The following is a 14510-nucleotide window of genomic DNA, read 5'->3' as shown; positions in this document are numbered from 1 at the left end:
CATGCAATTCCCCTCCGCTTTCTTTTATACTATAAGTTGGGCGAATTTGCACTTAGCAAGTTTGAGCTAATGGGGGATCTGTACTGAGCCTTAGCAGAATTTTTTCCGTTTTTTGCGAATGAATACATTGCGTTGACATTTCGCCAGGTCAAACGCGGACCTGCGGCGCGGCGATATTCAAAGATCCGACGCGGCGTCCGGTTGCGACAAGAGCAAGGCAAGGGGTCGCGCCGAATGTTTCTCAGTCTTCGCCGTCGGACCGTGGCAGCGGCTCGATATTCTCCACCCAGGGCAAGGCCGAGCGGCACCATATCTGCTTCCTCGGGGTGAGTTCCCGCCGCTGGTCGATGCCGCCGAGGCGGATGCCGATCGCGCCGCCGTCGCCATCCGTGCGGTAGAGCGGCGATCCGCAGTTCGGGCAGAAGAATTGCCGGCTGAGGCCGCCGCTGTCGCCGTATTTTGCATAGCCGCGCGGCTCGCCTGAGGTGAGCTCGAAACTTCCCGGCCGCGCCGGCGCGGTGATGCGATAGGCAGAGCCGGTCAGCCGCTGGCAATCGGTGCAATGGCAGATCGACACCCGCTCCGGCTCGATCGCCGCCTGATAGCGGATGGCGCCGCAATGGCATCCTCCGGTGATATGCATCCGCATTTCCTCAATCCGCCGGCTGCGCGGCCGGGTGCGTGGCGTAGAAGGCCTTGGCATCCGCCGTGAAGGCGGCCCGTTGATCGGCCTTGGTATAGAACATATGGCCGCCGCGATAAAGTTTCAGCCCGACGCGGCCGCCGCTAAGCGATGGCGGCAAGTGGTCGACCACGTAGCGGCTGACGCCGTAGGGCGTCACCAGATCGCTGTAGCCATGCGCGATCAAAAGATGGAAGGCCGTGTTCGAGGCAAGCAGCTGCCTGATGTCATCGGTCGCACTTGCCTGGAAGCGCGATCCGCCGCCGCGTCCGCTGCCCCATTCCCAGCGCCGGCTGATATCGCTGTCGAGCAGCGAATAGGTCATCTCGGTTTTGAAGCCAAGTTGGTTGCGGGCATAGTCGGCAAAGGCGCCGCCATAGGCGCGGGCGAAGCCATCGAGAATGGCGTCGTCGCCGCGGTCGTAATCCGATTCAGGATAGGCGTCGGGGGCCGCAAAAGAGGCGTCGTAAGGGCTCATCACTTCGCCGTTGCCCCCGTCGGAATGTTTGACGAAGGAGTTGCCGAGGAAGCCGCGGTTGCGCGTGACGATATCCTCAGGGATGCCCGTCAGCCCGGCAATCCTGCCATAGAAGGCGGCGGCATTGGCGCCCGTCGGCGGCGGCCCGGCGAGCGTCGTCAGATAATCCCCAAGCGCGAAGGTTTCCGCTTCGCGCAGCTTCCCTTCGTCAAAGGCGTTGTGCCGGTCGAGTTCGGCCGCCGCGAGCGACGGCAGCTCCAGTGCTGCGCCGAGCGGGAACTGATCGGCGTTGAACATCAACTGGCCCTCGAGCAGGGGCGACAGCATCACCGCGCCGGCGACGATAATGCCCTGGCTTTCCTGCAGCGCCGAGGCGACCTTGGCGGCGCGGAAGCCGCCATAGCTCTCGCCGAGAAGATATTTCGGCGCGTTGGAGCGGTTGTTGTGCGCGACATAAAGCGCGATCGCCTTGGCGATGCTCTGAGCGTCCGCGTTGACGTTGTAATAATTGGAGGCGTCGTCGGCCTTCACCGTCCGGCTCCAGCCGGTGCCGATCGGATCGATCAGCACGAGATCGGTGAACTCAAGCCAGCTCTGTGGGTTGTCGACGAGCTGCGCATGCGCGCCGTCGCGCGCCTGAGGCCCGAAATCGAGCACCTTGGGCCCGACCAGCCCGAGATGCAGGAAGGCGGAAGCCGCACCCGGGCCGCCGTTGAAGGCGAAGGTCAGGGGCCGGCCCGGGCCGCCGCCTTTCGCGACATAGGCGGTGTAGAAGATGGCGCCGGTCGGCGCGCCGTCCTGGCCGAAGAGATCGAGTGTGCCGGCGGTTGCGGTATAGGCAAACTTCCGGCCGCCGATCGTCATTTCGTGCTCGGTGACGGAATCGGCCGGCAGCAGCTTCAGCACGCCGTCGCGCGCGCTGCGCTCGACATTTGCCCCGGGTTGGGTGCTTTCCTCAGCCGAGGAAAGGGCAGGGGCCAGCGACACCGCCAGCGCTGCAAACAGAAACAGAGGTCGTAAACGCAAGATGTCTCCTCCGGCGGTACGGGCTGCAGGTAAAGCATGTCGCGCAAAAGCGTGCAGCGGTTTTACGGCAACGGCATGCGTAAGAACAAAGAGCTAAAGCGCGTCGCATGAATCAAGTTTGATGCGACGCGCTCTAGAGATAGCGTAACATCCGCGGCCGGGCGACCGGCATCAAGAGATGGTGATGGGCCGGTGAGGGCTCAGCTCACCTTCTCCACGGCATGAACATCGATCTCGATCGACCGGCCGGCCTTCCAGCCGTTGATCGCGGCTCCGAGCCCAAGCGCGACGAAGAGGGCGGCGCACCAGGAAAAGCTGCCGGTCCAGCCGCGGATGAGGCCGACGATGAGCGGGCCGATTGATGCAAGCAGGTAACCGACGCATTGCGCCATGCCGGACAGATGGGCGGCGACATCGGGATCGCGCGACCGCAGCACGATCGTCGTCATCGCCGCCGCGATCAGCCCGCCCTGGCCGATGCCCTGCAGCACAGCCCAGAGCCAGACGGTCGACAGCGGCGCAAAGAGCAGGCCGAGCAGGGCCGTGACGGCGACGCCGCAAAGGCTCGCATTGATCAGCCGCTGGTCTTTCCCGCGCACGGCGATATGCGGCACGATCAGGCAGGATGCGGCCTGCACCATCACCGAGAGCGATACGATCGCCCCGGCGGTGACGCCGTCGAGGCCGCGCTCGCGCAGGATCGGAACCAGCCAGCCGAAGACGCAATAGGCAAGTGCGGATTGCAGACCCATGAACAGCGTCACCTGCCAGGCGAGCCGATCCCGCCAGAGGCCTTTGACATGAAATCCGTTTCGCCTTGCCTTGCCTCCGCTGCGCAGAACCTGCGGCAGCCAGATCAGCCCGACGACGAGCGCCGGCAGTGCCCAGATAGCGAGCGCGCCTTGGAGAGAGCCGCCGAGCGCGTGTTCGATCGGCAGTGTCAGCCCCGCCGCACTGGCCGCACCCGCGCAGAGCGCCATGGTGTAGAAGCCGGTCATCAGCGCGGCGCGCCCGGCAAAATCCCGCTTCACCAGCCCCGGCAGCAGCACGTTGCCGACGGCGATGCAGGCGCCTGCCAGCGCCGTGCCGATAAAAAGCAGCAGTACGGAGGAGAGCCCGCGCAAAGCGGTGCCAAGGGTCAGAAGCAGGATGACGCCGAGTAGCGTCCGTTCGGAACCGAGGCGTTGGGCAAGACGCGGTGCAAGCGGCGAGAATGCGCCGAGGCAGACGACCGGCAGCGTCGTCAGCAGGCTGGCGCCGAGCGCGGTGAGACCAAGTTCCGAGCGGATCTCCGGCAGCAGCGCCGAAGCGCTCGAAAAGACCGGGCGCAGGTTGAAGGCGATCAGCACAAGGCTGGCGCCAAGCAGGAAACGATCCGCGGCTCCGCGGACCGGTGTTGCCTGCGGCGGCGGCAGGCTGCCGGCCTCGGCATCGATCAGCAGTTCGTCGGATGGGTCGAGCGTGGCGGCGAGATCGCGGGAAGGCGTGTTCATGACAGGATCATCCGGTCGAGGGCGGCAAGAACCGGCGCCATGAAGCGGCGCACAGCCAAATCCGCCCTGTCCGGATCGCCGGTTTCGATGGCGTCGACGATATCGGCATGCGCCTGCATATCCGGTTCAGGAATATCCTTCCCGAGCGTCGCCGCGATGGTATCGGCGATCGAGGCCGAGAAGAAATCGTAGATCTCGATCATCGCCCGGTTGCCCGAAGCGGCGATGACGGCCTTGTGGAAGGCGAGGTCGCGTTCGATGAAGGCGGCCTGATCGCCGCCGTCGTAACTGCCGCGTTCGGCAAGCAGCCGGCGAAGCCCGGCAACCGTCTCCGGCGTCTTGCGAAGCGCGGTCAGCCGCGCGGCCTCGACGTCGAGCGCCAGGCGAGCCTCGAACTGGTCGCGCAGGCTGGCGCGCCGGGCCATGGTCAGCGGCCGGCCGGCATCGCTGGTCGCCCGCACATAGGTTCCCGAACCCTGCCTTGTTTCGAGATAACCCTGCGACACGAGAACCCGCACCGCCTCGCGCACCGTGCCGCGGCTTACCGAGAGCATGGCAGACAGCGAGGCTTCATTCGGCAATTTCTCGCCGACCGCCCAGCGTTTGCCAAGAATATCGCTGCGGATCGCCTCGACGGCATCATCGGCGAGATTGGTCCTGCTGATTGCGCGCATCCCACTACTCATAAAGTCATCTGATGACTTTATGAGTAGTGGGATTTCGATGGTCCGTCAACGATCTTATATCAGGGCAATAAAAAGGGCCGCCTCGGCGACCCTTTCCATGAGTTTGGCCTCAAACTGGCCTGGGCTGTCTACGCAGCCCCAGGAAGGCGGGATTACAGCGAGGGCTGCCTCGCTTTCATCACCTCTCCCATGCCCGTTACGAGGTCCGAAATCTCATTAGACATTGGATCACCTTCCTTTCTTTCTGTTGCTGATAGGTCAAAGGTAGGCTGATTCTTTTCAGATGCAAGAACAAATCCGTGCAACGCGCTGCCGCAAGGCAATCCGTATGTTCACAAAAGGACACAGACTTTCGCCGAATTTGAAGATGCCAGAGTCATGAATCCGTCATCTTGCGCTTGCAAATCGGCGGCGCGTTAAGCTGTTATTAGCCGCGACGACAGACAATTTCAGCATGCCCGCCGGTGCGGCGGCGGGGTCCGGAGCAAGAAAGCCATGTGTCGCTGGGCAGCCTATCGCGGAGACCCTCTCTATCTCGAGGAGCTGGTATCCTCGCCCGCCCATTCGCTGATCGAGCAGTCGCATTGCGCTACCCGCGCCAAGACGGCGACCAATGGCGACGGTTTCGGCATCGCCTGGTATGGCGACAGGCCCGAGCCCGGCCGCTACCGCGATATCCTGCCGGCTTGGTCGGATTGCAATCTGAAGAGCCTGGCGCGGCAGATCCGCTCGCCACTCTTTCTCGCCCATGTCCGCGCCGCCACCGGCGGCGGCACGCGCCGCGACAATTGCCACCCCTTCACGCATGACACCTGGTCCTTCATGCACAACGGCCAGATTTCAGGATTCGAGCGCCTGCGCCGGCCGATGGAAGCGATGCTCGACGACGAGTTGTTCAACGCCCGCGGCGGCACGACCGATTCCGAGCTGATGTTTCTGCTGGCGCTGCAATTCGGCCTGCGCGAGGCGCCGATCGCTGCGATGGCCCAGATGGTCGGTTTTGTCGAGGATCTGGCCGAAAGCATCCTCGGCTCGATTGTGCTGCGCTTCACTGCCGCCTTCTCCGACGGCAAGACGCTCTATGCGATCCGCTATGCCACCGATCGCAAGGCGCCGACGCTTTATGCCTCACCTGCAAGCGCCGGCTATTGCCTCGTCTCCGAGCCGTTGAACGACGATGTCGATGCCTGGGCGGAAATTCCCGATGGTAGCGCCGTCACCGTCGGTAAAGATGGCATCAATGTCGCCGACTTCCGGCCGGAGAAGCGGAGTGCCGCAAAGCCCCAGCGCGTGGCCATTCCTGCCTAAACGCCTGGCAGTAGCGGAGCCGCAGGCGATTAGCTCAGTTGCTTGGCGATCAGCGCCGCGAGCCTTTCGGCAACCTCTTCCTTCGCCAGATCAGGCCATTGCTCGACGCCGTCGCGGCGAATGAGTTTGACGCTGTTGCGGCTGCCGCCCATGATGCCGGTGGCGGGCGAGACGTCATTGGCGACGATCATGTCGGCGCCCTTCCGCTCGAGTTTCGCCTTTGCATTGCTTTCGACGTCCTGCGTCTCGGCGGCAAAGCCGATCACCAGCTTCGGCCGCATCGTATGATGGCCGACGGTTTTGAGGATATCGGGGTTCTCGGTCAGCGCCAGCGTCGGAATGGATTCGCCCGGATGTTTCTTCAGCTTCTGGTCGGCGGCCGAGGCCACCCGCCAATCGGCCACAGCCGCGACCATGACGGCGATGTCGGCCGGCAGCGCCGCGAGCGCGGCGTCGCGCATTTCCTCCGCCCGTTCGACATGCACGGTGTTGACGCCGACAGGGTCGGCAATCGTCACAGGACCCGAGACCAGCGTCACCTCAGCTCCCAGTTTGGCAAGGGCGGCGGCGATCGCATGCCCCTGCCGACCGGAGGAGCGGTTGGCGATATAACGCACCGGGTCGATCGGCTCATGCGTCGGGCCTGAGGTGACGATCGCCTTGCGTCCCTTCAGCGGTTTCTCCCCGTCGTCGAGCATGGTTTCGGCGGCCGCGACGATCTCCAGCGGCTCCGCCATCCGGCCGAGCCCGGCCTCGCGGCTTTCGGCCATCTCGCCGGCCATCGGCCCGACGAAGCGGATGCCGTCTGCCCGGAGCAGCGCCGCATTGCGCCGCGTCGCCGGATGCGCCCACATTCTGGGGTTCATCGCCGGTGCCGCGAGCACCGGCCTCTCCGTCGCCAAAAGCACGGTCGAGGCGAGATCGTCGGCCAGCCCGTTTGCCATCTTCGCCATCAGGTCGGCGGTGGCCGGGGCAATCAGCACGAGGTCGCAGTCGCGCGCCAGCCTGATGTGGCCAACATCCTGCTCGTCTTCACGCGAAAACAGATCGAGGAAAACATGGTCAGCCGCCAGCGCGCCGACGGCCAGCGGCGTGACGAATTCCTGGGCGCCCTTGGTCATCACCGGGCGCACGCTGGCGCCGCGCTCGCGCAGCCGGCGGATCAGATCCAGGCTCTTATAGGCGGCGATGCCGCCGGAGATGATGAGGAGGATGCGTTTGCCGCTGAGAGCCATGGCTTTCTTCCCGTCGCCTTATTGACCGGTCCCGACCCTAAGCCTTTGGCGGAGAACATGCAATCGCGAGGACGACAGGCATCGGAGCTACTCCGGAAGCCGCCGCATGACGATCGCGATCGCCATGCCGAGGCGGGCAAGCTGCGGCGGCAGCCAGTCTCCGCCGCACTCGTGGATCAGAGGTTGCTCATCCCGCCGTCGATGATGAGTTCGCTGCCGACGATATAGGCCGCCTCATCGGAGGCGAGGAAAACGATCGTCTTGGCGACTTCGCCGGGGGTTCCGAAACGGCCGACGGGAATCTGGGCCTGGATCTGCGCAGTCATCGCCTCCGATTGGGCTTGCGAAGCGCCGAGCTTGCTGTAGAGCGGCGTGGCGATCGGACCGGGGCTCACGGCGTTGACGCGGATGCCGCGGCCGATGAGTTCGCCCGACAATGTCTTGGCAAGCGTCAGCAGCGCACCCTTCGTCAGCGAATAGACGCTGGAATTCGGCATGCCGATATGGGCGTTGATCGAAGTGTTGAGCACGATCGCAGCCTGCTTCGAAAAAATCGGCAGCAACGCCTGAATCAGGAAGAATGGGCCCTTAACGTTGATATCAACCGACTTGTCGAAGGCGGCTTCGCTCCACTGTTCCAGCGGCCCGAATTCGGCGACCCCGGCGTTGACGAAGAGGATGTCGAGCGTGCCGAAAGTCTCTCTCACGCTATCGGCGACGGCCTTCTGGCCGACCGCATTGCCGGCATCGGCCTGGATGACGGTGGCTTTGCTGCCGAATTCGGCGCGGGCCGCCTCGACGCTTGCCGCGCTGCTGCCGGTAACGACGACGCGGGCACCTTCAGCGATGAACTGGCGGGTGGTCTCGAGGCCGATGCCACTGGTGCCGCCGGTGATGAGGGCTGTCTTGTTCTGCAGGCGTGACATGATGAAGTTCCTTTGACCGAATGTTGGGGCGTGGCCCGTTCTTGTTCAATGCGAGAATGCTCTGAAAAAGGCGGCGCGATAAGCCGGCGCGTTGAAGGATCATCAACCCGCAGCGGATAACCGCGCCGCGCCGCCTCAGGTGCGGGTGATCGAAGCGCCGCCGTCGACCAGCGACGCCGTACCGGTGACGAAGCTTGCATCGTCGGAGGCGAGGTAGAGGACCGAGCGGGCAAGTTCTTCGGGTGTTGCGACACGCTTCAGCGCATGCAGATTGGTGACGAAGGCCTGCTTCTCAGGCGTATCGTTCATGTCCCGATACATGTCGGTATCGACCGCACCCGGCAGGATGGCATTGACGCGCACGCCCTGCTGTCCGAATTCGGCGGCAAGCGCCTGTGTCAGGCCGATCAGGCCGGATTTGCTGGCGGCATAGGCGGCAACCCCCGGGAAGGCGAAGCTGTAGCCGACGAAGGTCGAGGTGAAGATCACCGAGCCGCCGCCATTTTCCACCATCGCCCCGATCTGGTGCTTGGCGGCGAGGAAGGAGGCCGTCAGATTGATCGCCAGCGCCTCGCTGAAGCCCGCTTCGGAAACGGCGGTGCTCGCACCGGCTTCGCCGAGCGTGCCGGCATTGTTGAAGGCGATATCGAGCTTGCCGTAATTTCTCACGGCGGCGGCGACCAGCGCCTTGTGATAATCTTCCGAGCGCACGTCGCCGGCAATGGCGACGGCATCGCCGCCCTCCGCCTTGATCTCCGCAACGAGGCTGTCAAGTTCGCCTTGACGGCGGGCGCCGACGACGACCTTGGCGCCTTCGGCGGCGAAGAGTTTTGCCGTGGCCCGGCCAATGCCGGAGCTTGCGCCGGTGACGATCGCGACCTTGTTGTTCAAGCGGTTCATGGTTCCATCTCCTGTGTTGAGGTGAGGCGGCCCTTGCCGTCCCTTCCGTTGAATGGAAGATGGCATTTTCCTTTCGTTCGGATTAGTCTCCAGATCGGGGAATTCGAATTCGGAAAGACCGAACGATGATCAGGATAGAAGGCATTGCGGCTTTTGTCGCCGTGGTCGAGGCAGGCTCGGTCAGCGAGGCGGCCCGGCGTCTTCGGCTGTCCAAATCCGTCGTCAGCGAAAGGTTGGCCGAGCTGGAGAAGTCGCTCGGCGGCATCCTGCTGCACCGAACGACCCGCAAGCTTACTTTGACCGAGGATGGCACGGTCTTCCTGGAGCGGGCTGCGCGCATCGTGCGCGAGATCGAGGAGGCCGCGGCCGATATGGCGGAGCGGCGCGGAACGCTGTCAGGCCCGATCCGCATCGCCGCCCCCGTCACCTTTGGCCGCATGCATCTCGGCCCGGCGCTCTATCCCTTTCTCACCAAACATCCCGAGATCGAACTGACCCTCGATATCGATGATCGACGGGTGGATGCCGCTTCGGACGGCTATGATGCCATTATCCGCAATGGTCCGATCGCCGATAACAGGCTGGTCGCCTGGAAGCTCACGCGAAGCCGCCGTCTTCTCTGTGCCTCACCGGATTATCTCGCCCGCCAGGGAATTCCGTCGTCGCTGGCCGATCTTAACAGCCATCGCGGCATCTTCTACACCAATCGCGGCGTTGCCGACTGGCGCTTCCAGACGCCGGAGGGTGCGATCGTCGTCCGTGCGAAACTGGCGCTCGGCATCAACAATGGCGACATGCTCCGCGACGCCGCGATTGCCGGCCTCGGCATTGCGCTGCTGCCCGCCTTCATCGCCGGCCCGGCCATCCGCGAGGGCCGGCTTGCCGAAATCGATGTCGGTCACAAGCCGGAGGCCGAATTCATCTACATGGCGCATCCCGAGGGCCGAAACCCCTCCGCCAAGCTCCGTGCCATCGCCGATCACCTGAAGAAGAGTTTTGGCGATCCGCCCTATTGGGATCCGGCGGGCTAGAGCATGTCGCGCAAAAGTGTGCAGCGGTTTTGCGACAACGACATGCGCAAAAACAAAGACCTAAAGCGCGAAGAGCGAATCTGAAAGATCGCGACGCGCTTTAGCTCAGCAGGCTCATCAGGTTCTCGGTGACCGGCGAGCGATGTGTTTTCAGGATTGCCAGCGCCAGGCGCGCCACGGCCGGAGGCCCCTCGATCGGCCGGTAGGCCACACCTTCGAGCTTGATCTGCGAAATCGAGGCCGGCACGATCGAGACGCCGAGATCGGCCGCCACCAGATTGACGACCGAGGAAATCTGCGGCGCCTCCTGCGCCACGGTCAGCTCGAATCCCGCCTTGCGGCAGGCGAGCACGACATCGTCGTAGAGGCTCAAGCCCACGAGCCGGGGAAAGAGGATGAAGGGTTCGTCCGCCAGCATTGCAAGCGGCAGGCTGCGATGTCTTGCCAGAGGATGGCTGGCGGGCAGGGCAATCACCATCGGCTCGTCCGGCAGCCGCCGCAGCCGGATGCCGGCGGGATCGTCCAAGCTGGGGCGCATGAAGGTGGCGTCGAGCTCGCCGCGTTCCAGCTTCTGCATCAACGCCAGCGTATTCATTTCCGTCAACGACAGCCGAACCTCCGGCCAGCGTGCGCGAAACAGTCGAATCGTCGTGCTGACCACCGGGTTGAAGGCGGAGGATGCGGTGAAGCCGAGCGACAGCCGGCCGGTCTCGCCGCGATTGGCGCTTTGCGCCGCAAGCTTCGCCTTCTCAGCTGCCACCAGCGACGCCTTTGCCTCGCCAAGGAAGGCCGCGCCCGCTGCCGTCAATTCGGCGCCGTGCGGCACACGGTGAAACAGCGCCGCACCCACTTCCCACTCCAGGTCGCGGATCTGCTGGCTGAGCGGCGGCTGCCCGATGCCGAGCTTGCCGGCGGCACGCGTGAAATTGCCTTCTTCCGCCACCGCCAGAAAATACCTGAGATGCCGCAGCTCCATCGCTATCTCCAAAACCTATCGGAATCGACGGTCTCATATATTGGACAAATGGAGGCGCTTTGACTAGATCGGAGACCGGAAGGATGAAGATATGCCGCCGTCAGTGCATGCAGTGAAGACCTCCGAGACAGCTCCGATCCCAGGGCAGAAGCACTACCTGACCCGTGGCACCGGCGCCTATCGCCGCGCCAGCCTGGCACTCTTCCTTTCCGGCTTCTCCACCTTCTCGCTGCTCTATTGCGTCCAGCCGCTGCTGCCGATCTTCTCGCAGGAATTCGCCGTCAGCCCGGCCGAAAGCTCGCTGTCCCTCTCGCTCTCCACCGGTTTCCTGGCGGTCGCCATCGTCTGCGCCGCCGCCGTCTCGGAAGGTCTCGGCCGCCGCAGCCTGATGTCGATATCGCTGGTCGGGGCGGCATTGCTGACCATTGCCACCGCCTTTGCCCCGAACTGGCATCTGCTGCTCGTCATCCGCGCGCTTCAGGGCCTTGTTCTCGGTGGTGTGCCGGCCGTTGCCATGGCCTATCTCGCCGAGGAAATCGATCCGCGCGGCCTTGGCGCCACCATGGGTCTCTATGTCGGCGGCACGGCTTTCGGCGGCATGTCCGGCCGTGTGCTCACCGGCATCTTCGCCGAATATCTCACCTGGCGTCCGGCGCTCTTCATCATCGGCACCATCGGCCTTGCCGCCGCGCTCGGCTTTATCGCCCTCTTGCCACCGTCACGCAATTTCGTCCGCCGGCCGGGCTTCGACCCACGCTTTCATGCAAAGGCCTGGCTCGGCCATCTCCGCAATCCGGCGCTGCCCTTCATCTTCGCCATCGCCTTCCTGGCGATGGGCTCCTTTGTGACGATCTACAATTATGCCGGCTTCCGCCTGGTGGCGCCGCCCTACGGCCTCAACCAGACCGAACTCGGCCTGATCTTCACCGTCTACCTCTTCGGCATCGGCGCCTCCTCGATCGGCGGCCTGTTGGGAGACCGGATCGGGCACTTTTCCGTGCTTCTCTTCGGTCTGGCACTCACCGCCGCCGGCAGCGCGCTGACGCTCTTTGCCTCGCTCCCGGCGATTATCCTCGGTATCATCGTGCTCACGACCGGCTTCTTTATGAGCCATTCGATCGCCAGCGGCCTTGTCGGCAAGCTGGCACATGGCACCAAAGGGCACGCCTCGTCGCTCTATATGCTCGCCTATTATGTCGGCTCCAGCCTCATGGGTTCGGCGGGCGGCTGGTTCTTCGCGGTTGAAGGCTGGGCCGCCGTCGTTATCTTCACGCTTGCCATGCTGGCGCTGGCCTTTGTCTCCGCCTGTCTTGCGCAGCACCTCGCGAGGAGAAAAGCATGATCCGCATAGACCGGCTTGACCATCTCGTGCTGACCGTCGCCGATATCGCGATCAGCTGCGACTTCTATTCCCGCATCCTCGGCATGTCGGTCGAAACCTTTGCTGAAGGCCGTAAAGCACTGAAATTCGGCGGGCAGAAGATTAATCTGCACCATGCCGGCCACGAATTCGATCCCAAGGCAAGGCAACCCACACCCGGCTCCGGCGACCTCTGCTTCATCGCCGACACTCAGCTTGCCGATGTCATCGCCCATCTGGAGGCCTTAGGCGTTGCCATCGAAGAGGGTCCGGTCGAGCGCACCGGCGCGACCGGGCGTTTGCGCTCGGTCTATTTCAGGGACCCCGACGGCAACCTCCTCGAGGTCTCCAATCTGATTGCCTGACGTCGGCCTCCCGCACATCAACCGAGCCGGATATAGGGCACGTCCTTCTTCGCCACCTCATCCAGCGCCTCCTCGTAACCGGCATCGGCGTAACGCATGACGCCAAGCGCCGTATCATTGGTCAGCGCATGGTCGAGCCGCTCGTCGGCGGCATCGGTGCCGTCGGCGACGACGGTGACGCCGCAGCTCGTCATGTAGCCGGCATAGCCGCCGCCGCCGGAATGGACGACGACGAGATCGGCCATCGACGAGCAGAGCATCATCGCATCGATCAGCGGCCAGTCGGCGATCGCGTCGGAGCCGTCCTTCATGCCCTCGGTCATGATATTCGGATGCGCCATGGCGCCGGCATCGAGATGGTCGCGGGAGAAGGCGACCGGGCCTTTGAGTTCGCCGCTCGCAACCAGCGTGTTGACGCGCCTTGCGAGTGCGGTGCGTTCGCCGTGGCCGAGCCAGGCGATGCGGGCCGGCAGCCCCTCGAAGGGCACATGCTCGCGCGCCAGCCGGATCCAGTTGGTGATGATCTTGTTATCGGGAAACATCTCGAGCAGCAGATCGTCGATCCGGGCGATATCGCTCTCCTCGCCTGACAGAGCCATCCAGCGGAACGGGCCGATCGCCCGGGCAAAGAGCGGCCTGAGATAGGCTTCGGTGAAGATCGGAATGTCGAAGGCATTGGCGACACCGCCCTCGCGGGCTTGCGTGCGGATGAGATTGCCGTTGTCGAAAACCTCCGAGCCACGCTTCTGGAATTCCAGCATCGCCGTCACATGCTCGACGATCGAGGCCCGGCTTGCCGCCATCAACTGCCCCTGGCCGTCGTCGCGCAGACCCTTGACCTGATCGAGGCTCATACCCTTCGGCACGTAACCGTAGACGAGGTCATGCGCCGAGGTCTGGTCGGTGACGATGTCGGGCACGATGCCGCGCCGGGCGATCTCGGGATAGGCCTCCGCCGCATTTCCGACCAGGCCGACGGACAGCGCCCGCTTGTCCTTCACCGCTGCATCGATCATCTGAAGGGCGGTATCGAGATCGGGAGCGACTTCCTGGAGATAGCCGATCTGCTGGCGCTTGCGGGCGCGCTCCGGATCGATGTCGATGCAGAGGATTGCAGCCCCTGCCATGCGGCCGGCGAGAGGTTGCGCCCCGCCCATGCCGCCGAGGCCGGCCGTCAGCACGAACCGGCCGAGGAGATCGCCGCCGAAGCGCCGCTCGGCAATGCGCATGAAGATCTCGTAGGTGCCCTGGATGACGCCCTGGCTGCCGATATATTGCCAGGCGCCGGCCGTCAGCCCGCCCCAGCAGATCAACCCCTTGCGCTGCAGCTCGTAGAACACTTCGGCCTTTGCCCATTGCCCGACGATATTGCAGTTCGCCATGATGACCAGCGGCGCCTTGGCATGCGTTCGAACGAGGCCGATCGGCTTGCCGGACTGGATGAGCAGCGTCTGGTCCTCGTCCATCTCGGTCAGCGCTTTGACGATGCCCCTATGCGCCGCCCAGTTGCGGGCCGCCTTGCCGAGCGCGGCGTAGACGATCAGATTGTCGGGGTCCTCGCCGACGGAGAGCACGTTTTCGAGCAGCCGCAGCAGCGCCTCCTGCCGCCAGCCCTTGGCGCGCAGTTCCGGCCCGCCGGGAATCGGAAATTTCGGATGACGTGGATTGGCCTTCGGCATCGTGGGTTCCTCGTTTTGCTCTGCCTTCGTTCGTTATTTCCTGGGCAGCGATTCCACATAGGCGAGTGCCGCATCGAGCAAACGCCGTCTCAGGGTATCGTCGCCATAAACTTCGGCACCGCCTCGCACCCAGCCATGCATCACCCGCTCGCCCGACAGCATCTGGATCACGCCTGGCAGTGCCAGCGCCCAGTCGTCATTGCCCTTGCCGAGACGGATCAGCATGCCGTCATGGCGTGCGCAGCAGAGAAGATTGCCGTTCAGCATGAAGGCCCAGCCGCCGAACATCGATTTTTCGGCAAGACCCGGCCGATCGCCGAGTTCCTCACGCATCAGTTCTTCGAGACCCCGATCGCGCGCCATGG

The 14510-nt window shown here is 64.0% G+C and carries 14 protein-coding genes; 4 read left to right on the top strand and 10 right to left on the bottom strand.

Annotated features, from left to right (window positions below; genetic code table 11):
- Window positions 1-241: 241 nt before the first annotated feature.
- The 4 genes from FHX03_RS05665 to FHX03_RS05650 all read right to left on the bottom strand — a co-directional run bounded on the left by FHX03_RS05665 (window position 242) and on the right by FHX03_RS05650 (window position 4353).
- On the bottom strand, window positions 242-643 hold the full coding sequence (locus tag FHX03_RS05665; protein ID WP_097624618.1) for a GFA family protein: 402 nt from the start codon (window positions 641-643) through the stop codon (window positions 242-244).
- A gap of 10 nt (window positions 644-653) precedes the next feature.
- Window positions 654-2186, bottom strand: a complete 1533-nt coding sequence (locus FHX03_RS05660; RefSeq protein WP_131710686.1) for a S10 family peptidase — start codon at window positions 2184-2186, stop codon at window positions 654-656.
- A 200-nt stretch (window positions 2187-2386) separates the two neighbouring features.
- On the bottom strand, window positions 2387-3679 hold the full coding sequence (locus FHX03_RS05655; RefSeq protein ID WP_183852852.1) for a CynX/NimT family MFS transporter: 1293 nt from the start codon (window positions 3677-3679) through the stop codon (window positions 2387-2389).
- Window positions 3676-4353, bottom strand: a complete 678-nt coding sequence (locus tag FHX03_RS05650; RefSeq protein ID WP_097624621.1) for a FadR/GntR family transcriptional regulator — start codon at window positions 4351-4353, stop codon at window positions 3676-3678. The genes FHX03_RS05655 and FHX03_RS05650 overlap by 4 nt, the downstream gene beginning before the upstream one ends.
- Before the next feature lie 507 nt (window positions 4354-4860).
- Between FHX03_RS05650 and FHX03_RS05645 the strand changes: the two genes are divergently transcribed.
- On the top strand, window positions 4861-5673 hold the full coding sequence (locus tag FHX03_RS05645) for a class II glutamine amidotransferase (protein WP_097624622.1): 813 nt from the start codon (window positions 4861-4863) through the stop codon (window positions 5671-5673).
- A 29-nt stretch (window positions 5674-5702) separates the two neighbouring features.
- Here the strand turns inward: FHX03_RS05645 and coaBC are convergent, their stop codons facing one another.
- From coaBC to FHX03_RS05630, 3 genes are all read right to left on the bottom strand, one after another.
- Window positions 5703-6908: a bifunctional phosphopantothenoylcysteine decarboxylase/phosphopantothenate--cysteine ligase CoaBC gene (coaBC, locus tag FHX03_RS05640; protein WP_183779109.1), complete on the bottom strand. Its 1206-nt coding sequence runs from the start codon at window positions 6906-6908 to the stop codon at window positions 5703-5705.
- Between the two features lie 176 nt (window positions 6909-7084).
- The gene (locus FHX03_RS05635; RefSeq protein ID WP_183779111.1) at window positions 7085-7834 is read right to left on the bottom strand and encodes an SDR family oxidoreductase; all 750 of its coding nucleotides are present in this window, start codon (window positions 7832-7834) and stop codon (window positions 7085-7087) included.
- Window positions 7835-7969: 135 nt separating this feature from the next.
- Window positions 7970-8734: an SDR family oxidoreductase gene (locus FHX03_RS05630; RefSeq protein ID WP_097624625.1), complete on the bottom strand. Its 765-nt coding sequence runs from the start codon at window positions 8732-8734 to the stop codon at window positions 7970-7972.
- Window positions 8735-8859: 125 nt separating this feature from the next.
- Between FHX03_RS05630 and FHX03_RS05625 the strand changes: the two genes are divergently transcribed.
- Window positions 8860-9765: a LysR family transcriptional regulator gene (locus FHX03_RS05625; RefSeq protein WP_183779113.1), complete on the top strand. Its 906-nt coding sequence runs from the start codon at window positions 8860-8862 to the stop codon at window positions 9763-9765.
- A gap of 100 nt (window positions 9766-9865) precedes the next feature.
- On the opposite strand, the gene FHX03_RS05620 is transcribed toward FHX03_RS05625, so the two are convergent.
- Window positions 9866-10741, bottom strand: a complete 876-nt coding sequence (locus FHX03_RS05620; protein WP_183779115.1) for a LysR family transcriptional regulator — start codon at window positions 10739-10741, stop codon at window positions 9866-9868.
- A 91-nt stretch (window positions 10742-10832) separates the two neighbouring features.
- Between FHX03_RS05620 and FHX03_RS05615 the strand changes: the two genes are divergently transcribed.
- Window positions 10833-12083, top strand: coding sequence for an MFS transporter (locus FHX03_RS05615; RefSeq protein ID WP_183852850.1), 1251 nt, complete (start codon window positions 10833-10835; stop codon window positions 12081-12083).
- Window positions 12080-12466 (top strand): VOC family protein, encoded by a 387-nt coding sequence (locus FHX03_RS05610; protein WP_097624629.1) that lies wholly within the window; start codon window positions 12080-12082, stop codon window positions 12464-12466. Before FHX03_RS05615 ends, FHX03_RS05610 begins: the two co-directional genes overlap by 4 nt.
- A 17-nt stretch (window positions 12467-12483) precedes the next feature.
- Here FHX03_RS05610 and FHX03_RS05605 read toward each other — a convergent pair whose 3' ends face one another.
- Complete coding sequence (locus FHX03_RS05605) at window positions 12484-14145, bottom strand: urocanate hydratase (RefSeq protein WP_183852848.1); 1662 nt, start codon at window positions 14143-14145, stop codon at window positions 12484-12486.
- A 33-nt stretch (window positions 14146-14178) separates the two neighbouring features.
- On the bottom strand, window positions 14179-14508 hold the full coding sequence (locus FHX03_RS05600; RefSeq protein ID WP_097624631.1) for a TfoX/Sxy family protein: 330 nt from the start codon (window positions 14506-14508) through the stop codon (window positions 14179-14181).
- Between the last annotated feature and the right edge of the window lie 2 nt (window positions 14509-14510).

Origin of the sequence: Rhizobium sp. BK456 (assembly GCF_014194045.1) — a bacterium.
In the GTDB taxonomy this organism is placed as follows: domain Bacteria; phylum Pseudomonadota; class Alphaproteobacteria; order Rhizobiales; family Rhizobiaceae; genus Rhizobium; species Rhizobium redzepovicii.
This window is presented reverse-complemented; position numbering and strand designations above follow the sequence as displayed.

Excerpts from the sequence above, each read along its gene's own strand:
- FHX03_RS05620 (WP_183779115.1), bottom strand. The coding sequence starts at position 10,741 with ATGGAGCTGCGGCATCTCAGGTATTTTCTGGCGGTGGCGGAAGAAGGC.
- FHX03_RS05600 (WP_097624631.1), bottom strand. The coding sequence starts at position 14,508 with ATGGCGCGCGATCGGGGTCTCGAAGAACTGATGCGTGAGGAACTCGGC.
- FHX03_RS05610 (WP_097624629.1), top strand. The coding sequence starts at position 12,080 with ATGATCCGCATAGACCGGCTTGACCATCTCGTGCTGACCGTCGCCGAT.
- FHX03_RS05665 (WP_097624618.1), bottom strand. The coding sequence starts at position 643 with ATGCATATCACCGGAGGATGCCATTGCGGCGCCATCCGCTATCAGGCG.
- FHX03_RS05650 (WP_097624621.1), bottom strand. The coding sequence starts at position 4,353 with ATGCGCGCAATCAGCAGGACCAATCTCGCCGATGATGCCGTCGAGGCG.
- FHX03_RS05625 (WP_183779113.1), top strand. The coding sequence starts at position 8,860 with ATGATCAGGATAGAAGGCATTGCGGCTTTTGTCGCCGTGGTCGAGGCA.
- FHX03_RS05605 (WP_183852848.1), bottom strand. The coding sequence starts at position 14,145 with ATGCCGAAGGCCAATCCACGTCATCCGAAATTTCCGATTCCCGGCGGG.
- FHX03_RS05655 (WP_183852852.1), bottom strand. The coding sequence starts at position 3,679 with ATGAACACGCCTTCCCGCGATCTCGCCGCCACGCTCGACCCATCCGAC.
- coaBC (WP_183779109.1), bottom strand. The coding sequence starts at position 6,908 with ATGGCTCTCAGCGGCAAACGCATCCTCCTCATCATCTCCGGCGGCATC.
- FHX03_RS05615 (WP_183852850.1), top strand. The coding sequence starts at position 10,833 with ATGCCGCCGTCAGTGCATGCAGTGAAGACCTCCGAGACAGCTCCGATC.
- FHX03_RS05645 (WP_097624622.1), top strand. The coding sequence starts at position 4,861 with ATGTGTCGCTGGGCAGCCTATCGCGGAGACCCTCTCTATCTCGAGGAG.
- FHX03_RS05635 (WP_183779111.1), bottom strand. The coding sequence starts at position 7,834 with ATGTCACGCCTGCAGAACAAGACAGCCCTCATCACCGGCGGCACCAGT.
- FHX03_RS05630 (WP_097624625.1), bottom strand. The coding sequence starts at position 8,734 with ATGAACCGCTTGAACAACAAGGTCGCGATCGTCACCGGCGCAAGCTCC.